At 68.6% G+C, this 21,195-nt stretch carries 21 protein-coding genes and 1 pseudogene; 7 read left to right on the forward strand and 15 right to left on the reverse strand.

From position 1 onward, the window contains the following. Positions 1-14: 14 nt before the first annotated feature. The 6 genes from PGN37_RS25140 to rplS are packed head-to-tail and all read right to left on the reverse strand — an operon-like array spanning position 15 to position 4,380. Positions 15-788, reverse strand: coding sequence for an HAD-IIA family hydrolase (locus PGN37_RS25140; protein ID WP_335333699.1), 774 nt, complete (start codon positions 786-788; stop codon positions 15-17). A 20-nt stretch (positions 789-808) separates the two neighbouring features. Beyond that, complete coding sequence (locus PGN37_RS25145; RefSeq protein WP_335333700.1) at positions 809-2,083, reverse strand: lipase family protein; 1,275 nt, start codon at positions 2,081-2,083, stop codon at positions 809-811. Between the two features lie 2 nt (positions 2,084-2,085). After that, entirely contained in the window at positions 2,086-2,391 is a 306-nt protein-coding gene (locus PGN37_RS25150; protein WP_043407609.1) for a DUF2469 domain-containing protein, read from the reverse strand. A gap of 24 nt (positions 2,392-2,415) precedes the next feature. After that, positions 2,416-3,192: a ribonuclease HII gene (locus PGN37_RS25155; RefSeq protein ID WP_335333771.1), complete on the reverse strand. Its 777-nt coding sequence runs from the start codon at positions 3,190-3,192 to the stop codon at positions 2,416-2,418. Next, on the reverse strand, positions 3,156-4,082 hold the full coding sequence (gene lepB, locus PGN37_RS25160) for a signal peptidase I (RefSeq protein WP_442933022.1): 927 nt from the start codon (positions 4,080-4,082) through the stop codon (positions 3,156-3,158). The genes PGN37_RS25155 and lepB overlap by 37 nt, the downstream gene beginning before the upstream one ends. Further along, positions 4,039-4,380, reverse strand: a complete 342-nt coding sequence (rplS, locus tag PGN37_RS25165; protein ID WP_335333702.1) for a 50S ribosomal protein L19 — start codon at positions 4,378-4,380, stop codon at positions 4,039-4,041. Before rplS ends, lepB begins: the two co-directional genes overlap by 44 nt. A 383-nt stretch (positions 4,381-4,763) precedes the next feature. Here rplS and PGN37_RS25170 point away from each other — a divergent pair. Both PGN37_RS25170 and PGN37_RS25175 read left to right on the forward strand, forming a co-directional pair. Next, a pseudogene (locus PGN37_RS25170) lies at positions 4,764-5,706 on the forward strand (serine hydrolase). A gap of 17 nt (positions 5,707-5,723) precedes the next feature. Then, positions 5,724-6,638, forward strand: coding sequence for a serine hydrolase (locus PGN37_RS25175; protein ID WP_335333703.1), 915 nt, complete (start codon positions 5,724-5,726; stop codon positions 6,636-6,638). A gap of 14 nt (positions 6,639-6,652) precedes the next feature. Here the strand turns inward: PGN37_RS25175 and trmD are convergent, their stop codons facing one another. The 5 genes from trmD to PGN37_RS25200 form a co-directional block, all read right to left on the reverse strand. Beyond that, positions 6,653-7,339 carry a tRNA (guanosine(37)-N1)-methyltransferase TrmD gene (trmD, locus tag PGN37_RS25180; RefSeq protein ID WP_335333704.1) on the reverse strand — a complete coding sequence of 229 codons (687 nt, stop codon included), beginning with the start codon at positions 7,337-7,339 and terminating at the stop codon, positions 6,653-6,655. 13 nt (positions 7,340-7,352) lie between these two features. Then, entirely contained in the window at positions 7,353-7,874 is a 522-nt protein-coding gene (rimM, locus tag PGN37_RS25185) for a ribosome maturation factor RimM (RefSeq protein WP_335333706.1), read from the reverse strand. Further along, a complete protein-coding gene (locus PGN37_RS25190) occupies positions 7,875-8,117 on the reverse strand; it encodes an RNA-binding protein (RefSeq protein ID WP_003928628.1) in 243 nt (80 codons plus the stop codon). A gap of 8 nt (positions 8,118-8,125) precedes the next feature. Next, positions 8,126-8,635 carry a 30S ribosomal protein S16 gene (gene rpsP, locus PGN37_RS25195; RefSeq protein WP_335333707.1) on the reverse strand — a complete coding sequence of 170 codons (510 nt, stop codon included), beginning with the start codon at positions 8,633-8,635 and terminating at the stop codon, positions 8,126-8,128. Between the two features lie 155 nt (positions 8,636-8,790). Next, positions 8,791-9,210 (reverse strand): nuclear transport factor 2 family protein, encoded by a 420-nt coding sequence (locus PGN37_RS25200; RefSeq protein WP_335333708.1) that lies wholly within the window; start codon positions 9,208-9,210, stop codon positions 8,791-8,793. A gap of 97 nt (positions 9,211-9,307) precedes the next feature. On the opposite strand from PGN37_RS25200, the gene PGN37_RS25205 reads away from it, so the two are divergent. The 4 genes from PGN37_RS25205 (at position 9,308) to PGN37_RS25220 (ending at position 13,342) form a co-directional block, all read left to right on the forward strand. Then, entirely contained in the window at positions 9,308-10,141 is an 834-nt protein-coding gene (locus tag PGN37_RS25205; protein WP_335333709.1) for a D-alanyl-D-alanine carboxypeptidase family protein, read from the forward strand. 103 nt (positions 10,142-10,244) lie between these two features. Then, on the forward strand, positions 10,245-11,084 hold the full coding sequence (locus tag PGN37_RS25210) for a D-alanyl-D-alanine carboxypeptidase family protein (protein WP_335333710.1): 840 nt from the start codon (positions 10,245-10,247) through the stop codon (positions 11,082-11,084). A gap of 10 nt (positions 11,085-11,094) precedes the next feature. Then, a complete protein-coding gene (locus PGN37_RS25215) occupies positions 11,095-11,652 on the forward strand; it encodes a hypothetical protein (protein ID WP_335333711.1) in 558 nt (185 codons plus the stop codon). 97 nt (positions 11,653-11,749) lie between these two features. Continuing rightward, positions 11,750-13,342: a diflavin oxidoreductase gene (locus tag PGN37_RS25220; protein ID WP_335333712.1), complete on the forward strand. Its 1,593-nt coding sequence runs from the start codon at positions 11,750-11,752 to the stop codon at positions 13,340-13,342. On the opposite strand, the gene PGN37_RS25225 is transcribed toward PGN37_RS25220, so the two are convergent. Further along, positions 13,339-14,445 carry a metal-dependent hydrolase family protein gene (locus tag PGN37_RS25225; RefSeq protein ID WP_335333713.1) on the reverse strand — a complete coding sequence of 369 codons (1,107 nt, stop codon included), beginning with the start codon at positions 14,443-14,445 and terminating at the stop codon, positions 13,339-13,341. The two genes, PGN37_RS25220 and PGN37_RS25225, sit on opposite strands and share 4 nt — an antisense overlap. Next, positions 14,445-16,010, reverse strand: coding sequence for a signal recognition particle protein (gene ffh, locus PGN37_RS25230; RefSeq protein ID WP_335333714.1), 1,566 nt, complete (start codon positions 16,008-16,010; stop codon positions 14,445-14,447). Before ffh ends, PGN37_RS25225 begins: the two co-directional genes overlap by 1 nt. Before the next feature lie 112 nt (positions 16,011-16,122). Between ffh and PGN37_RS25235 the strand changes: the two genes are divergently transcribed. Continuing rightward, complete coding sequence (locus PGN37_RS25235) at positions 16,123-18,315, forward strand: molybdopterin-dependent oxidoreductase (protein ID WP_442933023.1); 2,193 nt, start codon at positions 16,123-16,125, stop codon at positions 18,313-18,315. Between the two features lie 4 nt (positions 18,316-18,319). Here PGN37_RS25235 and PGN37_RS25240 read toward each other — a convergent pair whose 3' ends face one another. Further along, positions 18,320-20,776, reverse strand: coding sequence for a [protein-PII] uridylyltransferase (locus PGN37_RS25240; RefSeq protein WP_335333715.1), 2,457 nt, complete (start codon positions 20,774-20,776; stop codon positions 18,320-18,322). 76 nt (positions 20,777-20,852) lie between these two features. Continuing rightward, a complete protein-coding gene (locus PGN37_RS25245; protein ID WP_011779408.1) occupies positions 20,853-21,191 on the reverse strand; it encodes a P-II family nitrogen regulator in 339 nt (112 codons plus the stop codon). Positions 21,192-21,195 lie beyond the last annotated feature (4 nt).

Raw genomic sequence — 21,195 nt, forward strand, 5'->3', positions numbered from 1 at the left:
AGTGTAGGGAGCGCTCAGACGAGCTCGATCGCCTCGGCGATCGACGGCAGCACCCGGCTGGGCCGGAAGGGGTAGCGTTCGACGTCCTCGATGGTCGTCGAGCCGGTGAGCACCAGGATGGTCTCCAGTCCCGCTTCGATGCCGGCCACGACGTCGGTGTCCATCCGATCCCCGACCATCACGGTGTTCTCCGAGTGCGCCTCGATCTGGTTGAGCGCGCTGCGGAACATCATCGGATTGGGTTTGCCCACGAAGTACGGCTCGCGGCCGGTCGCCTTGGTGATCATCGCAGCGACCGAGCCCGTGGCCGGTAGCGGACCCTCGGCCGACGGGCCACTGACGTCGGGATTGGTCGCGATGAAACGAGCGCCGCCCAGGATGAGCCGCACCGCTTTGGTGATCGCCTCGAAGGAGTAGGTGCGGGTCTCACCGAGCACCACGAAGTCGGGCTCGACATCGGTCATCGTGTAGCCGGCCTCGTGCAGAGCCGTGGTCAGGCCGGCCTCGCCGATGACATAGGCCGAACCGCCGGGCAATTGATCGGCCAGGAATGTGGCGGTCGCCAGCGCGGACGTCCAGATCGCGGACTCCGGGACGACCAGACCGGATCTCGCCAGCCGGGCTGCGAGGTCGCGTGGAGTGAAGATCGAGTTGTTGGTCAGGACGAGAAACGGTCGCTCGCGGTCGGCGAGGGTCTGCAGGAATTCAGCGGCCCCGGGGAGCGCGTGTTCCTCACGGACCAGCACGCCGTCCATGTCGGTCAGCCAGCACTGCGGTGCGGAGCGCATGCCCCCAGTCTGTCAGGCGCTCAGTGGCGGCGTCGACGCCCCAGTCGCGGCAGCGCGCCGGCGAGATCGCGGTAGGTGCCGGTGTCGAGGACCGCGGGCCAGGTGCTGCGGCCGCCACGATGCTCCCTGTCCAGCCGATGGCCCAACCACCGCAAGCTCATCGGCACCGCAAAGGCGTACAGCAGCAGATGCTCAGCCAGCGGGTCGCGGTGATAGCGCACCGTCGCACCACCGTCGGTGTAGCGGCGCACCAACCCGTCGACGTCCGCGACGTCGACGATCCGGTCGTGCAGCCCTTGGATCACCAGGATCGGCATGCTCGGGATCGCCTGTCCGAGACGCGTCATGTCGAAGATGTACCGCAGTTCGGGAAGGGCGAACAGTTCGTCGAAGGTGAGGTCGACGTAGTCGGCGATGTCCTTGTTACGGAGCCGGCGAATGGCCGAGCCCGTCGACATCTCCTCGATCTCGCGCAGCAGCGCCTTGCCCTCGTCGGTGGCGTGCCTGTCGACCACGGCACGCGCCTCCGGGAACACGTGCACCAGAGACGCGATCATCAGCGCAGCCAGACCCGCCCAGGGCGTCGAGTTCAGCCGTCGCGCAACGTTTTCGGGGTCCACGACGGGCGAGCCCAGCACCGCGCCGGCCACGTCGAGTTCAGGGGCGTAGTCCGAAGCCGCCTCGGCGGCCCATCCTGTGGCCAGCCCTCCGCCCGAATATCCCCACATCGCCATGCGGGCGTCCGGCGCCAAACCGAGCGCCTCATGGGACACGGCGGCGCGGAGCCCGTCGAGCACACGGAAGCCCGCCTCGTAGGGGGCGCCCCACATGCCCTCCAGCCCTTCGTGATCGGGGATCGAGACGGCCCATCCGCGCGCGAGTGCCGAGGAGATCGCGAGGAACTCGGCCTGCACGGATGCCCCGACGAGCTGCGAACCGAGACGCAGGGCATAGGACGGAAAGCAGCGTGCGGCGACGGCGTCGATGGCGCACTGATAGGACAGCACCGGGCAGGTCGATGCGTCCCGGCCTTTCGGCACCACGACCGTCGTCACCGCGACCTCGGGCCGGCCGTGCGCGTCGGTGCTCCGGTACATCAGCTGGGTCGCCGCCCCACGACGGATGCGACCGAAGAAGGCCAGCTGCACACGCCGCGAGCGAACCACCGTGCCCGGCTTCAGTTCGTCGATATCGGGCGGCGGATCGTAGAACGGGTCGTCACCCGGTTGTGGCACCGACGAGGACGAGCCCGTGCGGTCTGTCACGTCCTGCCCGTCGTCCACGCGTCGATCCATCCCTACTCCGGCAGCCGCAGCTCCGGCTTGTCGACCTCTTCGATGTTGACGTCCTTGAACGTGATGACGCGGACCTGCTTGACGAACCGGGCTGGTCGGTACATGTCCCATACCCACGCATCGCCGAGCCGCAGCTCGAAGTACACCTCGCCGTCGGCGTTGCGGGGCACCATCTCGACGCTGTTGGCCAGGTAGAACCGGCGCTCGGTCTCCACGACGTAGCTGAACTGCCCGACGATGTCCTTGTACTCGCGGTAGAGCGAGAGCTCCATCTCGGTTTCGTACTTCTCGAGATCTTCGGCACTCATCGGCTCAGCTGTCCTTCGCGTAGGTCATACAACTCCCGAGTCCACTGAACCCAGTGAACTCATCCTGTCAAAATCGTCGTCGCTGTGCCCCGCGGGTTCCCCCACGACGAGGCGTCGAACGTTGATGAACGAATAGCGGTGTTGGGTCGACGGCCCCAGCCGGGCCAGCGCCGCCCCGTGGGCCTGTGTGCTGTAGCCCTTGTGTTCGGCGAACCCGTAACCGGGATGCTCGTCGTCCATCGCGACCATCAACCGATCGCGACTGACCTTGGCCAGCACGCTCGCCGCCGCGATGCATGCCGCAGCAGCGTCGCCGCGGATCACCGGCAGCGACGGCGTCGGCAACCCGGGCACCCGGAAACCGTCGCTGAGCACGTAGCCCGGACGCAGCGGCAGGCCGGCCACCGCCCGTCGCATGCCCTCGATGTTCGCCACGTGCACGCCGCGCCTGTCGACCTCCACCGACGGGATGAACACGACGTGATAAGCGAGGGCGTAGCGCTTGATCAGCGGGAAGAGCCGTTCCCGCTCGGCCTCGCCCAGCTTCTTAGAGTCGTCGAGCGCGGCCAAGCTCTCCATGCGGTTGGGCCCGAGCACGCAGGCCGCCACGACCAGCGGGCCGGCACATGCACCTCGGCCCACCTCGTCGACGCCGGCCACCGGGCCGAGTCCGGCCCGGTACAGCGCCGATTCCAGGGTGCGCAGACCAGACGACCTGCGGATCACCATCCTCGGAGGCCACGCCGGCACTGTCGAGCCTCCCGCTAGCTCTGCGGATCCACCGAGCTCACGCCACCCCATCGCGACGGCGGCCACGCGATGAAGCGGGCCTTGCCGATCACGTTCTCGACGGGGATCGTGCCCGCGACCGGGTCGCCGGTGCACAGAACGCCGCGCTGCACGTCGGCAGGCTCGTTGGAGCAGTGTGCGCGGGAGTCCGCCGAGTGGGTGCGGTTGTCGCCCATCACCCACAGCCTGCCCTCGGGCACCGTCACCGGGCCGAACTCGTTGCCCAGGCACGGGTACACCGCCGGGTCGGCGTTCATCGTGTTCGGGTCGAGGTAGGGCTCGTTGAGCTTCTTGCCGTCAACCGTCAATCCCGTGGTCACGCGGCATTCGACGGTCTGCCCGCCGACCGCGATGATCCGCTTGACCAGGTCGTTTTCGTCGGGCGGGACGAAACCGATGAACGACAGCGCGTTCTGCACGGTGCGGATGGCCGGGTTCTCGGAACGGATCGACTTGTAGCCGATGCTCCAGTTGGGCGGACCTTTGAACACGACGACATCGCCGGGTTCGGGCTGGGAGAAGCGATAGGTCAGCTTGTCGACCATGATCCGATCGCCGACGCATCCGTTGCAGCCGTGCAACGTCGGCTCCATCGACTCCGAGGGAATCAGATAGGGCCGGGCGATGAACGTCAGCATGACGTAGTAGAGGACCACCGCAACGGTGATCAGGATCGCCGCTTCGCGCAGCGCTCCCCGCTTCTTCTTCTCCGGCTTGTCCTCGCCGGACTCCGGCGGGTCGAGCGTCTCGTCGGCGGACGTGTCGTCGGTCTCGGGGGTGTCCCTGGGTCCGGTCACGAGATCAGCGTAGCCACGAGCGAGCGTGACGCCGCGCTGATCACGGTCCGCCGAAGCGGTGTCAGCGCTTCTCCTTGATCTTCGCCTTCTTGCCGCGCAGCTCACGCAGGTAGTACAGCTTGGCCCGGCGCACATCACCGCGGGTGACGACATCGATGTGGTCGATGTTGGGCGAGTGCACCGGGAAGGTGCGCTCGACGCCGACGCCGTAGCTCTCCTTGCGGACGGTGAACGTCTCGCGGACACCGCCGCCCTGGCGTCGCAGCACGACACCCTTGAAGACCTGGATGCGCTCCTTGGAGCCCTCGATGACCTTCACGTGGACGTTGATGGTGTCACCGGGACCGAAATCCGGGACGTCGTCGCGCAGCGACGTCTGGTCGACGAAATCCAGCGTGTTCATCGGTCACACTTCCTCGGTGTCGGGCGGCTGCTGGCGGCGTCGCGGTGACGCGCGCAGAGCCTGGTGGTTCGGGCGTCTGGGGCCTGTCGTGCAGCGCGGCGACGGAGTACCGGCCGTGCACAGACAACTGCCCAATTGTGCCAGACGGGGCCCCGATCTCCGAAATCGGCGCCGATCCGGGCGGTGCGGACCCGTCACCCACGCTCGACGGGCGCGATGACACGGCGATGACCCAACCATGACCCAGCGGTGACGCCGTACCGTCGGCGAGCTTGCCAAGCAATGCCCAGCGGGTACACAGCCGTTACCCTGGACGGCACGGGTGTGCCGAGCGCCGACCCGTTCCAGGCACCAGGGTAGGCCCACACTCGGGAGGACGAGCGATGCGACCGCGGCCGTGGCAGCTGGCCAAGACCGCAGCTGGCCTGGGCGTTGTCACCGTAGCCCTGGGCGGCTGCCAGGCAGAACTGTACGGGTCGCGCGCGCACCCGGACGGTCCGCAACTGACGGTGATCGCGCCGGCGGGCACCGCCGAAGAGCTTCCCGAGCAGCCCGTCGACCAACCTGCCGCCGCCTTCCGCGGCCTTGCCGACCGTGAGCGGCAGGCGACGGCGACGGCGGCCGATGAGGGTGCCGACATCACCGCCGCGGTGTTGGACCGCAACACCGGCGAGCTGGTGACCAACGGCAACGACCGGCCCATCGCGATCGCCTCGGTGGTCAAGCTGTTCATCGCCGACGATCTCCTCCTCCAGGTGGCCAGAGGTCAGACGACGCTGTCAGCGGACGACCGCGACCTGCTCGACGTCATGCTGCGCTCCTCCGACGACAGCGCAGCCGAGGTGTTCTGGAACCGCAGTGGCGGTACCCGCGATCATCAACCGCGTGGTCAGCCGGTATGGGCTCACCTCGACGCGCCCACCCACCAACGGCCGCTGGTTCAACACGATGAGCACGACCACCGACCTGGTGCGCTATTACGACAAGCTCCTGGCGGGGACGGGCGGCCTGCCCGGCGAACAGGCCAGTGTCATCCTGTCGAATCTCGCCGCATCGACGCCCACCGCGCCCGACGGCATGGTGCCCGGCGGCGTGTATCCGCAACGATTCGGGATACCCGAAGGGCTGCCCGGCGATCCGGTCGCCGTCAAGCAGGGATGGATGTGCTGTGTGAACTCGGACTGGATGCATCTGTCCACCGGCGTGATCGGTCCCGACCGTCGCTATGTGATGGCCATCGGGTCGATGCAGGCATCGGACGCCGCGACGGCCCGCAAGACCATCACCGAGGCGGTCCGCACGATGTTCCCGGACGGCCGGATATGACGACCTCGAGGAGAGACATGCAGAGCTGGCCCCGGCATCGCGTGACGGCCTCGGCGCTGTGCGCCGCCGCGCTCGTGGTCGGCGGCTGCCAGGCGCAGTCGTCGGCACCCGAGCGCACCCAGTCGTCGGCGGTGGCGCCGCAGAGCAAATCGGTACCGCTGCCTGCCGCTCCCCCGACGCAGCCGTCGGCCGGCCTCGTCGATCTGGACGCCCGTATGCAGAAGGCCACCGATGACGCCGCGTCGGCCACGGGTGCAGACATCCGGACCGTGGTTCTTGACCGGACGACGGGGCAGGTGGTCTCCGATGGCGGTGATCGTCCCTTCCCGATCGCGTCGGTGGTGAAGTTGTTCATCGCCGACGACCTTCTCCTGCAGGTGGCCCAGGGCGAGACAACCCTGACACCGGCCGACCGGCAGCAGCTCGACATCATGCTGCGGTCCTCGGATGACAGTGCCGCACAGAACTTCTGGGATCGCAGCGGCGGTAACGCGGTCATCGGGCGAGTGGTGGCCCGGTACGGGTTGACCGGCACGACGGCGCCGTACAACGGGCACTGGGACGTGACGCAGAGTACGGCGAACGACCTCGTGCGCTACTACGCCAAGCTGCTCGACGGCAGCGGTGGGCTGCCCCGCGAGCAGGCCGACATCATCCTCGGCAATCTGGCGCAGTCCACACCGACCGGCACAGACGGATATCCGCAGCGCTTCGGCATCCCCGAGGGCCTCGACGCCGAACCCGTCGCAGTCAAGCAGGGTTGGTTCTGCTGTTGGAACGGCGGCAACCAACTCCATGTGTCGACCGGGGTGATCGGTGCCGACCGCCGCTATGTGATGGCGATCGGTTCGCTGGACCCGACGAGCGAGGCGGGCGCCCGTAAGGACATCACCGAGGCCGTCGAGACGATGTTCCCCGGCGGCAGGATCTAGACCGCCGTCCGCGCTCAGTCCAGCAGGTCGGGCCGTCGTTCCCGGGTGCGTTCGAGGCCCTGCTCCCGTCGCCACGCGGCAATGCGGGCGTGATCACCTGAGCGCAGGACGTCCGGCACCTCGAGATCGCGCCACACAGCAGGCCGGGTGTAGCTCGGCCCCTCGAGAAGGCCGCCGACCGATTCGGAATGCGAGTCGTCCCGGTGGGACTCGGGATTGCCGAGCACCTCGGGCAGCAGCCGCAGAACGGCTTCGATCATCACCACAGCCGCCGACTCACCGCCCGGCAGGACGTAGTCACCGATGGACACTTCTTCGACCCGCATGCGCCGGGCAGCGTCGTCCATCACCCGCTGATCGATGCCCTCGTACCGGCCGCACGCGAACACGAGATGCTTCTCCGCCGTCCAGCGCTGCGCTACCTTCTGCGTGAACAGCCGACCTGCCGGGCTGGGTACCACGAGAAGTGTTTCAGCAGAACAGATCTCGTCGAGCGCCTCACCCCACACGGGGGCTCGCATGACCATGCCGGGACCGCCACCGTAGGGGGCGTCGTCGACGGAGCGGTGGACGTCGTGGGTCCAGCGGCGCAGATCGTGCACCGCCACGTCGACGATGCCGGCGTCGATTGCGCGCCCGGGCAGGGACTGCCGCAGCGGATCGAGGAATTGCGGGAAGATCGAGATCACGTCGATGCGCATGCGGGGTGCCTCTTCAGCTCAGGTCGAGAAGACCTTCGGGCGGGTCGATCACCACGGACTGCTCGGCGAGTGCCACCGACACCACGATCGCGGATACGAACGGCACGAGCAGCTCGCCGCCGTCCTCCCGCGTCACCGCCAGCAATTCGCCTGCGGCAGTGTGCAATACCTCAGCGACCCGGCCGACGATCACGCCGGCGACGGTCGACACGGTGAGCCCCTCGAGTTGGTGGTCGTAGAACTCGTCGGGGTCGTCGATCGGCGGCAACGTCTTCGCGTCGACGAGGAACAGCGTGCCCCGCAACGCATCTGCGGCGTCGCGATCGCCGACACCGTCGAGCCGGATGAGGAGCCGATCGCCGTGACTGCGCACCGACTCGATCCGATACTCGCGCTCGCCTCCCCCGCGCGGCGCCCGGCCGCGCAGGGTGGCGCCGGAGACGAACCGGCCGTCCGGGTCATCGGTACGGACGTCGACGGCGATCTCACCGGTCACGCCGTGGGCCTTGACCACGCGCCCGACCACGAGGTCCATCTACTGGTCGGTGTCCACCACGTCGACGCGGATACCGCGGCCGCCGATACCGGCGACCAGGGTGCGCAGCGCGGTCGCGGTGCGTCCGCCACGGCCGATGACCTTGCCCAGGTCATCGGGGTGCACGTGCACCTCGACCGTGCGTCCGCGGCGGTTGGTCACCATGTCGACCCGCACATCGTCGGGGTTGTCGACGATCCCGCGAACAAGATGTTCGACGGCGTCGACGACGACTGAACTCACGGCTTCGCTCAGCTTTCAGTGGCGCCGGCGACGGTGGCGTCTTCGCCCTCGGCGGCGGCCTCGGACTTGTCGGCCGATCCGGACGGATCCGCGGTGGCCTCGATGTCAGAGGCTTCCTTCTTGGCGGCCGGCGCCTTCTTCTTCTTCGGCGTGGTGGCCTCGGTGGACGGGCCGCCGTCGGCCTCGGCCAGCGCGGCGTTGAACAGGTCCAGCTTGGAAGGCTTGGGCTCCTTGACCTTCAGCGTGCCCTCGGCGCCCGGGAGGCCCTTGAACTTCTGCCAGTCACCGGTGATCTTCAGCAGCGCGAGCACGGGCTCGGTGGGCTGAGCGCCCACACCCAGCCAGTACTGGGCGCGCTCGGAGTCGACCTGGATGAGGCTCGGCTCTTCCTTGGGGTGGTACCGGCCGATCACCTCGATGGCGCGACCGTCGCGGCGGGTGCGCGCGTCGGCGACGATGATGCGGTACTGCGGATTGCGGATCTTGCCCAGACGGGTCAGCTTGATCTTGACAGCCATGAAGAAACACTCCTACTGAGGTGCCACGCTGCAATTCGGCGATACAGGCGGGTTGCCTGATCCGGTTTTGCCTTACGTGTGTGACCGTCGCGGGGCCGGAGTCCCGGACAGACAACCGCTCATTGTGCCAGAGGGCAGGGCGCGAACAGAAATCGTCACAGGAGCTTGTCGAAGCACTTCTCTTCGACCCGCTTGCTCATCCGCCACCCGTCTTCGGTGCGGACGAACTCGTCGACGTACCAGATGCCGACGAAGTAGATCTGACCAGAATCGCCGCCCATCATCATCGGGTTGAAGCAGATCGCGCGCGAGGTGGCGGTGTCACCCGAGATGCGGATGTCGACGTTGCCCAGCATGTGGTAGTAGATCGGGAAGTTCGGCAGCACCTCCTTCAGCCAGGCCTTGACCTCGGGGAAGCTCCCCTCGATACCGCCGGCGACGCTGTAGTCGATGTACGCGTCGGGAGTGAACACCGCGTCGAGATCGTCGAAGCGCTTCTGGTCGATCGCAGTCGAATAGTCGACCAGCAATTGTTGGATCTCCAGCCGATCGGAGATCTCCTCGAGGCTCAACATTCTTCGATTGAACACGATCGAGATGTCCGGTTAGGCTCGGCCGCCATGATGAGGCTTCTTGCGTGCCTGACGGTGATCGTGGGTGCGGTCGGGGGGTGTGAGCGCTCCTCATGCCGCCGCGACGCCGATCGCCGGGGTGAGCCAGCCCGCGGGCAGCGTTCCGATCCCGGCCGGCCCCGCCGAGGCGTGGATCGTCGCCGATATGGACACCGGCGCAGTGCTCGCGGGCCGCGAGGAGAACACGCGGTTCGCACCCGCCAGCACGATCAAGGTGCTGCTGGCGCTGACTGTGCTCGACGAGTTGCCGCTGGACGCGACGATCGTCGCCAACGAGGCCGACACCGCGGTCGAGTGCAACTGCGCGGGCGTGACACCGGGGATGACGTACACGGCTCGCCAGCTGCTGGAGGCGCTGCTGCTCGTCTCGGGCAATGATGCCGCCAACACGCTGGCGACCATGCTGGGCGGCCGCGAGGTGGCGACGGCGAAGATGACCGCGAAGGCCGTCAGCCTCGGCGCGCTGGGCACCACTGCCGGTTCGCCGTCGGGGATCGACGGTCCCGGGATCGACATCTGGTCCACACCGCACGATCTCGCGGTGATCTTCCGCGCCGCGATGGCCAACCCGGTGTTCGCCCAGATCACCTCCCAGCCCACCGCGGTCTTCCCCACCCGCACCGGCAACGTCGTGCTGGTCAACCAGGACGAGTTGCTGCATCGCTACCCGGGCACCTTCGGCGGCAAGACCGGTTACACCGACCTCGCGCAGAAGACGTTCGTCGGCGGCGCAGAGCGCGGCGGGCGGCATCTGGTCGTCGCGCTGATGCACGGGCTCGTCAGGGAAGGCGGACCGACGTACTGGGATCAGGCAGCCGCGCTGCTCGACTGGGGTTTCGCCCTGGGCCCGAACGCGGGCGTCGGCACGCTGTAGCGCGATTTCGGCGTGGTTGCCGTCGCTCAGCGTCGATCAGCACGCCGAAATCGCTACCCGACGGTGACCTGACCGAGTCCTCCCGTGGGTAGCGTCGCCCATCGTGCGGCGTGGATTCGCGGGGCTGGTGTGCGCCCTCGGTACGACGGTGGCCGCGGTGACGCTCGTCGTACCCGCCGCCCCGGTTGGTGCCCAGCCCAGTGCCGAACCCGCAGCGGCACAAGCGCTTCCACAAGGCCCGGCGCAAGCGTGGCTGGTCGCTGATCTGGACACCGGCCGGGTGCTGGCCAGTCGCGATCCGTACGGCCGCTACGCACCGGCCAGCACGATCAAGCCCCTGCTCGCGATGGTGGTGCTCGATCACCTGCGACCGGACAACTTCGCCCGGGCCAACTCGTCACACGACGACGTCGAATGCTCGTGCGTGGGGCTCAAACCCGGGCAGGCCTACACCACCACGCAGTTGCTCTCGGCGCTGCTGATGGTGTCGGGCAATGATGCGGCGAACATGCTCGCGGACATGCTCGGCGGGCAACAGGCGGCGGTGGCGGCGATGAACCGCAAGGCCGCGCTCGTCGGCGCCCGCAGCACGAAGGCCTCGTCACCGTCGGGCCTGGACGGACCCGGCTGGGAGTCGATCACCTCGCCCCACGATCTCGCGGTGATCTACCGTGCGGCGCTGCAGTACCCGCTCATCGCCCAGATCATGCGATCGCCCACCGCGCCGTTCCCGGGCAAGACCCTGCACAACCAGAATGAGCTGCTGAGCCGCTACCCCGGCGATCTGGCGGGCAAGACCGGCTTCACGAACCTGGCCCGCAAGACCTACGTCGGAGTCGCCCAGCGTGGCAGCAAGCGGCTGGTCGTGGTCCAGATGTACGGCAGCGGTGACCTCTACGGACAAGCCATCGACCTGTTCGACTACGGCTTCCGCCAGCCCTAGGCTGACCGGGGTGGACACCGGTGCCGCCGAGCAGATCGATCGGCGCCTCGCGCCGTGGACCGCCCACCTCGGCGCCGACCTGACGGCCTACCGCAACCACGTGCTGCGGGTCCTTGCGTATTGCGATGCGCTGCATGCCATCTCCCCCGCCGCCGGCACCGAGCCCGTGCCCTCGTCCACCGAGACGTATCTGACCGCGGCCGCGTTCCACGATCTCGGCATCTGGTCGGCAGGCACCTTCGACTATCTGGCGCCGTCGGCCGAGCTGGCCCGCACCTGGCTCGCCGAGCACGGCGCGGAGGAGCTCACCCCGCTCGTCACCGAGATGATCGTCGAACACCATCGGATACGGCGCGCCGGACCGCCGACCGCCCCGGTGGAGATCTTCCGCCGCGCCGATGCCGTCGACGTGTCGTTTGCAGTGGTGCGCTTCGGTATCCCCCGTTCGTCCTGCCGCGCCGTCCGCAGACAGTGCCCGGACGCGGGCTTCCACGCGCGGCTCGTCTCGCTGACGCTGGCCCACGCCCGACGTCACCCCAGCTCTCCGCTGCCGATGTTCAGGTGGTGACACCCGGCGAAGGGAGGCCCCCATCGCGCGCTGCCAGCAAGTAAGGTCGCCCTAACTTGCGCCGCGTGGTGTGGTGCGCCGACCGAGGGAGCAGTCGTTGGCCGTCCAGCCCGAGTTCTCGCTGATCGTCGGATATGGCACCGACATGGGCAACGCCGAAGACGCCGCGTTGTCTTTTGCGGAGGCTTGTGTCGCCGCAGGTATCGGCGCCGAGGCTCGCGAACTCAACCAGATCGACATCGACGAACTGGGTGCGGTCAGCCATTTCGTCGCGGTCACCTCGACCTTCGGCGACGGCGAGTTCCCCGACAACGCCGCGCTGTTCTGGGAGTCACTCGCAGTCAGCGACACCCCGCTCGGTCACCTGAGCTTCGCGGTACTGGCTCTCGGCGACATCGGCTACGACCTGTTCTGCAACGCCGGCAAACTGCTCGACGAGAGGCTCGAAGCGCTGGGCGCCACTCGGCTGACCGCACGTATCGACATCGACGGCCCCTATGAGCGCCACGCCGCAGCGTGGACCACCGACGTCGTCAAGCTGCTGCACGCCGCACACACCCCGGCCGCCGCGCCGCCGCCGCCCGGCGAGCTCGCCGGCCGAGATCGGCACCACCCTGTGGCGACCCGGTGCAGGGTCAATCGCGTTCTCTCAGCGGCCGATCCGGACCGCGAGGTCCGCCACTACGAGGTCGACATCACCGGGTCGGGCATCACGTACTGCGCCGGTGACTCTCTGGCGGTGTACGCCCCCAACGATCCCGTGCTCGTCGACGCGCTGCTCGCCGCACTCGCCGCCGGGCCCGATCACCTCGTCGCAGGCTACGACGAACCACTGGGCACCCTGCTCACCGAACGCCTCGAGATCCGGACCCCATCGCGCGCACTGCAGGCCCTCGTCGCCGCGCGCACCCACGACGCGCGGGCGGCCGCGGAACTGCGCGCCGAGCCGACCGCGGCACCGGGCTCGTGGTGCTACGGCAAAGACGTGCTCGACCTGGTGCGGCTGGCCGATCTCGACGTCGACGACGTGGTCGACACCCTGCGCCCCTTGCAGTTTCGCGACTACTCGATCGCGTCGAGTCCGTCGGTGCATGCCGACAGCGTGCACCTGACCGTCGCCACCCTCCGCTACACCTGCGACGGCCGCCGCCACGGAGGTGTCGCGTCGACCTTCCTGGCCGACCGGGGAGACCGGCTCACGGTGCAGCTACGGCCCAATCACGCGTTCCGCCTGCCGGATCCGGACGTTCCCATCATCATGGTCGGTCCCGGAACGGGTGTCGCACCGTTTCGAGGCTTCCTCCAGGAGCGCCAGGCCACGGGTGCGTCCGGTGGGTCGTGGCTGTTCTTCGGAGATCGCAGACGCGCCACCCACTACCTCTACGGCGAGGAACTGGAGGCGTTCGTTCAGGCCGGCACGCTGACCCGGCTCGATCTGGCGTTCTCCCGGGACACGGACACGAAAGTCTACGTGCAGCACCGTATGCGAGAGCGCGGTGCAGACCTCTTCGCGTGGTTGAGCGAGGGGGCGCATCTGTACGTGTGCGGCGACGCCGATCGGATGGCCCGCGACGTGGACGCCGCGCTGCACGAGATCGTCGCCGAACACGGCGGGCTCGACGCCGAGGGCGCCCACGCATTCGTCAACGACCTGGTGAAGTCGCACCGCTACGTGCGCGACGTGTACTAGCGCGTGACGCGCCCGCGCAGCACGACGCGATCAGGCGCCGCTAGCACGCCGGCACCTGTTCTCGGATCGTCTGTGTAACAGACGAAGTCGGCGGACGCACCGTGTTCCAGGCCAGGCCGGCGCAGCCATTCCCTGGCATCCCAACAGGCCGCGCCCAGCGCCTCGGTCGGCGTCATACCGATGCCCTTGAGCGCTTCCACTTCCTCGGCGATACGACCGTGCGCCACGGCGCTGCCCGCATCCGAGCCCGCGTAGATGGGCACGCCCGCCTCCCGTGCGGCCGCGATGCGCTCGCCGCACGTGGCGTAGAGGGCGCGCATGTGCCGCTGATAGCGCGGGTACTTGTAGGCGGCAGCGGCGATGTCAGGAAAGTTCTCGATGTTGATCAGCGTCGGCACCAGTGCCGTGCTGTACTCGACCATCAGGTCGATCGTGTCCTCGGTGAGCCCCGTGCCGTGTTCGATACAGTCGATGCCTGCGCGGATCAGACCGGGCAGCGCGTCCTCACTGAACACGTGAGCCGTCACCCGGGCGCCGTGGGCGTGCGCGGCGTCGATCGCCTCCTCGAGAACATCGTCAGACCACAGCGGCGCCAGATCGCCGGTGTCGCGGTCGATCCAGTCGCCCACGATCTTCACCCACCCGTCCCCGCGGCGCGCCTGCTCGGCGACCGCCTGGGGCAGCTGGTCTTCGTCGGCCAGTTCGGCGGCGAAGCCCCGCTGGTAGCGCTTGGGTCGGGCGATGTGACGCCCGGCTCTGATGATCCGCGGCAGGTCGTCACGCTCGTCGAGAATTCGCGTGTCCGTGGGGGATCCGGCGTCGCGCAGCAGCAGGGCGCCAACCTCACGCTCGACGAGCGCCTGCTCGATCGCCTCGTCGAGCGGGATCTCACCCTCGGGCCCGAGCCCGACGTGGCAGTGCGCGTCGACGAGGCCGGGCAGGATCCAGCCTCCGTCGAAGACCGTCTCGGCGCCGGCGACCGGTTCAGCGGACAGGCGCCCGCGCCGCCCACCCCCTTCGGGCGAGCCCTCATCGACGATCCACCACTCGACGGGTTCCCCGTCAGGCAGCCCACGCCCGCGGACGTGCAGCGCCGCGGCCATCAGTTCTTCGGGAACTTCAGCTTCGACAGGTCGATGTCGGCCAGGCCCGGCGGTAGTTCGTCGAGGCCCTTGGGCATGTTGGACAGGTCGGGGAAGCCGGCGGGCAGGCCGCCCATCCCCGCACCGAGCGGGTTGCGGTTCTTGGCCGGCGTCGGCCCGCGACCACCCTTCTTCTTACCCGCCTGCTTGTTCTTGCCCTTGCCCGCTTTGCGGGTGTTCTTGCGGCCGAACGGCATTCCCATCTGGCCGGCCATCTGCGACATCATCTTGCGCGCCTCGAAGAAGCGGTCCACCAGCTGATTGACCTCGGCAACGGTGACGCCGGAGCCGTTGGCGATGCGCAGCCGCCGGGAGGCGTTGATGATCTTCGGGTCGGTGCGCTCAGCCGGTGTCATGCCGCGGATGATGGCCTGCACCCGGTCGAGCTGGCTGTCGTCGACGGCGGCCAGCGCGTCCTTCATCTGGCCGGCACCGGGCAGCATGCCCAGCAGATTGCCGATCGGGCCCATCTTGCGGATCATCAGCATCTGCTCGAGGAAATCCTCCAGCGTCAGCTCGCCGCTGCCGATCTTGGCGGCCGTCGCCTCGGCTTGCTCCGCGTCGAAATGCTGCTCGGCCGCCTCGATCAGACTGAGCACGTCGCCCATGCCGAGGATGCGGCTGGCCATCCGGTCCGGGTGGAAGACGTCGAAGTCCTCGAGCTTCTCGCCGCTGGACGCGAACAGGATCGGCACACCGGTGACTTCGCGCACCGAGAGCGCGGCGCCACCGCGGGCGTCACCGTCGAGCTTGGTCAGCACGACGCCGGTGAAGCCGACACCCTCGCGGAAGGCATCAGCGGTGGTGACGGCATCCTGGCCGATCATCGCATCGAGGACGAACAGGGTCTCGTCGGGCGTCACGGCGTCGCGGATCGCGGCGGCCTGACTCATCAGCTCCTCGTCGATACCGAGGCGGCCCGCGGTGTCGACGATCACCACGTCGTAGTGCTTGGCCTTGGCTTCGGCCAGACCGGCGGCGGCCACCGCGACCGGATCGGCTGTGCCCTTGACCTCGGCGGCGCCGGGCGCGGTACCCGGATGCGGCGCGAACACACCGACCCCGGCGCGTTCGCCGACGATCTGCAGCTGATTGACCGCACCGGGACGCTGCAGGTCACAGGCCACGAGCAGCGGCGTGTGCCCCTGGCCCTTGAGCCACTTGGCGAGCTTGCCCGCCAGCGTGGTCTTACCCGAACCCTGCAGGCCCGCCAGCATGATCACCGTCGGAGGGTTGCGCGCGAACGCGAGCTGGCGCGTCTGACCGCCGAGGATCGCGATGAGCTCCTCGTTGACGATCTTGACGACCTGCTGGGCGGGGTTCAGCGCACCCGAGACCTCGGCGCCCTTGGCGCGGTCTTTGATGTGGGAGACGAACTGACGCACGACGGGCAACGACACGTCGGCTTCGAGCAGGGCCAGCCGGATCTCGCGGGCCGTCGCGTCGATGTCGGCATCGGTCAGCCGGCCCTTGCCGCGCAGGCCCGACAGGGCACCGGTCAACCGGTCGGACAGGGATTCAAACACCTCGTCAGCCTAACGGTCGCCCGGTCGCTGCGAGAAAGCCGCGCTGAGCTCTGGTCGCGCGCGACCCCCACCCGTTACCGTGAGGGCCATCCGACAAGCCCGCGGAGGTTCTGTGACAGCGATCGACGTGCCCCTCACCACAGCGCCCCGGGACGCCGGCGCCCCCCGGGGCGAGGTCACCCACATCAGCCAGTGCACATTGTGTGAGGCGCACTGCGGGCTGCACGTCACCGTCACCGACGGGCAGGTCACCCGCATCGAGGGCAACCCCGACGACGTCCTGTCCCACGGCTACATCTGTCCCAAGGCCACCGCGATGGGTGGACTGCACCACGATCCCGATCGGGTGCGCACCCCGCTGCGCCGCGTCGGGGACGGCTTCGTGCCGGTCGGCTGGGACGAGGCGTTCGCCGAGATCGGCCGCCGGCTTCGTGCGGTGCGAGCCAGGAGCGGTAGCCACGCGCTGGGCATGTACCTGGGCAACCCGGCCGCCCACAGCTCCGGCTCGGCCTACGGCTTCCTCCTGAGCCGTGCGCTGCGCACCCCCAACTTCTTCACCGCATCGTCGATCGACCAGATGCCGCACGAATTCGCGGCGTGGAAGGTGTTCGGTTCCAACGCACTGATCCCGGTCACCGATATCGACCGCACTCAGCGCCTGGTGATCCTCGGCGCCAATCCCGCGGTCTCCAACGGGTCGCTGTCGATCATGCCGGGCGCCAAACGACGGATCCGGGCGATCCGCGAACGCGGCGGCACGGTCGTCGTCGTCGACCCGCGCCGCACCGAGACCGCGCGCCTGGCCGACCAGCACGTCGCGGTCCGCCCCGGCGGCGACCTGTTCCTCCTGCTGGGGATGCTGCACGTGTTGCTTGCCGAAAAGCTCTGCGACACAACCGCCGTCGCTGTGCAGGCGACGGGGATCGCCGAGCTGGCCGACCTCGTCGCGGAGGCGACGCCGGAGGCGATGGCCCCGCGGGCCGGGGTCGACGCGGAGGTGATCCGCACGCTGGCCCGCGAGCACGCCGCGGCGGAATCGGCGGCGATCTACGCCCGCATCGGCATCTGCCAGCAGCCGACGGGCACTCTGGTCAGTTGGCTGGTGATGGTGCTGAACGCAGTGACCGGCAACCTCGATCGCGCGGGCGGCACCATGTTCACCACCCCCGTCGCGGACGTGCCGAGGCTGGCCAAACGGATACCGTTTCGGCCTGGCAGCTACACCGACCGGTCGGGTCGCTATCGTTCGTTCCGCTCGGAGCTGCCCGCCGTCGTGATGGCCGACGAGATCCTCACCCCCGGCCCCGGTCAGATCCGCGCCATGATCACCTACGCCGGCAATCCGGTGTCGTCGATCCCGCAGCGCGGCCGGCTCGACGATGCGCTGGACTCGCTGGACTTCTACGTGGCGGTCGACATGTACGTCACCGAGACCACCCGGCACGCCGACTTCATCCTGCCGCCGGTGTCGCCGCTCGAGCGTGACGACGTCAGCCTGCTCACACCGGTGTTCCAGGTGCGCAACACCGTTCGCTTCCAACACCGTTCGTTCGACGCGCCGTCCGATGGCATCGAGGACTGGGAGATCCTGACACGCCTGACGCTCGAGCTGCTGCCGCGGCCGCTGCGGTCACTGCCCGGCTCTCTGCGGTCACGGCTGATCTCGGCGATCAACCCGTTGCGCCTGGCGGCAGTCGCCGTGGCGACCGGGCCGCACGGCCGACTCCGCAAGGGCCGCAAGGGCATCACGATGCGGCAGATCCGCTCCAGCTCCGGCGGTGTCGATCTCGGCCCGCTGCGGCCGCGGTTGCGTGAGGTGATCGCCACGGACGACCGTCGCGTGCATCTGGCCCCAGCCGAGTTCGTGACGGCGGCGCGCGCCCACCTGTCGGATACCGACCCGGCGCCCACCGACGGTTACGACCTGCAGTTGATCGGTCGCCGGCAGCTGCGGAGCAACAATTCCTGGCTGCACAACGTGCCGTCGATGACGGGCGGCAGCAACCGGTGCACGGTCCTGATGAACCCCGACGACGCGGCGGCCCGCGGCCTGGCCGACGGCGACACCGTGAGCGTCGCCTCCGCGGTCGGCAGCATCGAGGTCCCGATCGACGTCACGGCCGACATCCGCGCCGGAACCGTTGCGATACCGCATGGTTGGGGCCATCGCGATACCGGGTGGCGCCACGCGCGTACGTTGGCCGGCGCCAACGTCAACGCCCTGCACGACCCCGCTCTCGTCGACACCTTCACCGGCACCGCGGCAGTCAACGGCACGTGGGTGTCGGTGACCACCGCGGGGTGACGGCCTAGCTGGCTTCCTCGACGGCAGGCGGCGGCGCGGGCAGCACCGCGAACAGCTCCCGGTCCAGTGTCTGCCGCACCGCGCCGTCGGGTGGCAGCACGACGCCGAACGCGTCGACGACCGAGGAACCCAGCGTCGTCACCTTCGCCCAGGCGATGTCCACCCCGTTGCGCTCGAACACCGCGGTCAGCGCGCTCAACAGCCCGGCGCGATCGGTGGTCCGGATCTCCAGCACCGTGCGCCCGGCCTCGTCGGTGTCGTGCCACAGCACCCGCGACGGCGCGGCAGGAGCGTGGATGGGCACAGCCGGCCGAATCTCACCGGCACGACCCGCCGCCTGCGGATCACCCTTCTTCTCCAGCGAGGAGACCACGTCGAGATCGCCGTCGAGGGCCAGGATCAACTGCTGGCGCAGCAGCTCGGCGGCCGGCGGCGAACCGAAATGAGGCGAGACGACGAACGTGTTGACCGCAGATCCGTTGTGCCCGTTGACTGACGCCGAATGCACCCGTAGCGAATTCAGCGCCAGCACACCAGCGGCCTTCGACAACAGTCCGCGCTGATCCGTTGCGATCATCGTGACGGTAAAGATGTGCGGACTGTCGCCGGGTGCCAGCTCCACGTGCACCCCGGGTTGGCCGGCCATCTCCAGGAAGCGAGGATCGATCGGATCCGGTTGCGGCAGAGGCTCCCCCGCCATGACCAGTCGGCACCGCCGGACCAGGTCTCCCAGCAGCGAAGCCTTCCAATCACCCCACACGCCGGGACCGGTGGCCAGGGAATCGGCTTCGGCCAATGCATGCAGGAGCTCCAGCACCGTCAGATCCCCGCCCATCGCGTCGACGACGGCCGAGATCGTCGCTGGGTCCTGCAGGTCGCGTCGGGTCGCGGTGTGCGGCAACAGCAGGTGATACCGGACGACGGCAGACAGGATCGTGATGTCCGACGGCCACAACCCCAGCCTCGTGCCGATCTGATGCGCCAGCTCGGCACCGATCACGCTGTGGTCGCCGCCGCGCCCCTTGCCGATGTCGTGGATCAGCGCACCGAGAACCAGCAGGTCGGGCCGGGCGACGCGGGTGGTCAAAGCGCTTGCCCGCGATACGGTTTCGACAAGATGACGATCCACGGTCCAGATGTGCACGACGTCACGTGGCGGCAGGTCGCGCACCGCTCCCCACTCCGGGAAGAGCCGGCCCCACAGCCCCGTACGGTCGAGGGCCTCGATGGTGCCGACCGCCGAGGGTCCTGCGGCGAGCATCACCAGCAGGTCCTTGAGCGCCTGGCGCGGCCACGGTGTGCGCAGTTCTGGCGCTGTTTCCACCAGCCGGCTCAGCGTCGAGGCCGCCATGGGCAGGCCGGTGGTCGCCGACGCGGCCGCCACCCGCAGGATGAGCCCGGGATCGCGTTCCGGACGCGCGTCTCTGGCGAGGATGACTTCGCCGTTGAACTCGATGACTCCCTCGTCGAGCGGCCGGCGCACCGGGCGGCGCAGTGCCGACAGGCCGCGGCGTGGCAGCGCGTTGCCTGCGGTGCGGATGCCGGCGTCGACGTAGTAGCTGACCGTGCGGGCGGCGTCGGACAGCATGCGGGCCAGATCGAATCGGTCCCCGATGCGCAGCGACGCCCCGATCTCGTCGGCGTGCTGGGCCAGCAGCAGCTCCCGGCCGCGTCCGGCGACGCGATGCAGTTCGGTGCGCACGTTCAGAAGAGCTAAGTGCGCTTCGCCCAGGGTCTCGGTGGGTGAAGCCAGTGATCGGCTGGGATACACGTCGGCCAGCTGCGCGATGGCCAGTGCGTTGAGCAGCTGGACGTCGCGCAGACCTCCGCGACCGCACTTGAGGTCGGGTTCGGCACGGTGTGCGATCTGGCCGCTGCGCTGCCACCGGGCCCGGGTGTGTTCGACGAGTTCCTCGAAGCGCGAACCGATCCCCGTCCGCCACTGCCTGCGGGCGCCGCCGATCAGCAGTGCTGAGAGGTCGGCGTCGCCGGCGATGTGACGCGCCTCGAGCATCGCCAGCCCGGCCGACATGTCGTCGGCGGCGACGCGCAGGGCTTCGGGCACCGTGCGCACGCTGTGGTCGAGGCGAATGTTGGCGTCCCACAACGGATACCACAGCAACTCGGCGACTTCGCCCACGATGTCGGCCGGCATGTTGTCGTGCAGCAGCATCAGATCGAGATCGGAGTACGGGAGGACTTCACCGCGGCCCAGACCCCCGGTGGCGACGATGGCGAATCCGCTGCTGGCGGTGATCCCGATGTCGTTCGCCTTGGTGGTGAGCCAGAAATCGTAGAGATCGAGCAGGGCGTCGCGCAGCGCCGCCGAGTCCAAGCGGGCTCCCCCGGCCCGCAGTTGCTCGACGGCCGCTGTCAGATCGGTTGCGGGACTTGACGATCCCGCCGCCGGACGCACCCAACGGGGTGCGCCGGCGGCGGGTCGCGGTGTCTGTTCTGTCATGAGTTGTCCTCCCGGCACTTGACGATCCAGCGCACCCGGCGCAGGCCGGGAGACGACTCGGTGTTCGACTGCTCTGTCAGAGAGCGTCGGCTCCCCTCTCGCCGGTGCGCACCCGCACCACGGTCTCGACCGGGCTCACCCAGACCTTGCCGTCACCGATCTTTCCGGTGCGCGCGGCCTGCACGATGACGTCGACGACCTTGTCCACGGCGGCGTCGTCGACGACGACCTCGACGCGGACCTTCGGCACGAAGTCCACCGAGTACTCCGCCCCGCGGTACACCTCGGTGTGGCCCTTCTGCCGACCGTAGCCCTGAACTTCGCTGACGGTCATGCCGAGGATGCCCGTCTGTTCCAAACCGGTCTTGACATCTTCGAGTGTGAACGGCTTGACGATCGCAGTTATCAGCTTCATATCC

The organism is Mycobacterium kyogaense, from assembly GCF_036946525.1.
In the GTDB taxonomy this organism is placed as follows: domain Bacteria; phylum Actinomycetota; class Actinomycetes; order Mycobacteriales; family Mycobacteriaceae; genus Mycobacterium; species Mycobacterium kyogaense_A.

Coding starts and splice junctions, on each gene's coding strand:
- PGN37_RS25140 (WP_335333699.1), bottom strand. CDS start 788: ATGCGCTCCGCACCGCAGTGCTGGCTGACCGACATGGACGGCGTGCTG.
- PGN37_RS25145 (WP_335333700.1), bottom strand. CDS start 2,083: ATGGATCGACGCGTGGACGACGGGCAGGACGTGACAGACCGCACGGGC.
- PGN37_RS25150 (WP_043407609.1), bottom strand. CDS start 2,391: ATGAGTGCCGAAGATCTCGAGAAGTACGAAACCGAGATGGAGCTCTCG.
- PGN37_RS25155 (WP_335333771.1), bottom strand. CDS start 3,192: ATGGGGTGGCGTGAGCTCGGTGGATCCGCAGAGCTAGCGGGAGGCTCG.
- rplS (WP_335333702.1), bottom strand. CDS start 4,380: ATGAACACGCTGGATTTCGTCGACCAGACGTCGCTGCGCGACGACGTC.
- PGN37_RS25175 (WP_335333703.1), top strand. CDS start 5,724: ATGCAGAGCTGGCCCCGGCATCGCGTGACGGCCTCGGCGCTGTGCGCC.
- trmD (WP_335333704.1), bottom strand. CDS start 7,339: ATGCGCATCGACGTGATCTCGATCTTCCCGCAATTCCTCGATCCGCTG.
- rimM (WP_335333706.1), bottom strand. CDS start 7,874: ATGGACCTCGTGGTCGGGCGCGTGGTCAAGGCCCACGGCGTGACCGGT.
- rpsP (WP_335333707.1), bottom strand. CDS start 8,635: ATGGCTGTCAAGATCAAGCTGACCCGTCTGGGCAAGATCCGCAATCCG.
- PGN37_RS25200 (WP_335333708.1), bottom strand. CDS start 9,210: ATGTTGAGCCTCGAGGAGATCTCCGATCGGCTGGAGATCCAACAATTG.
- PGN37_RS25225 (WP_335333713.1), bottom strand. CDS start 14,445: ATGGCCGCGGCGCTGCACGTCCGCGGGCGTGGGCTGCCTGACGGGGAA.
- PGN37_RS25240 (WP_335333715.1), bottom strand. CDS start 20,776: ATGACAGAACAGACACCGCGACCCGCCGCCGGCGCACCCCGTTGGGTG.
- PGN37_RS25245 (WP_011779408.1), bottom strand. CDS start 21,191: ATGAAGCTGATAACTGCGATCGTCAAGCCGTTCACACTCGAAGATGTC.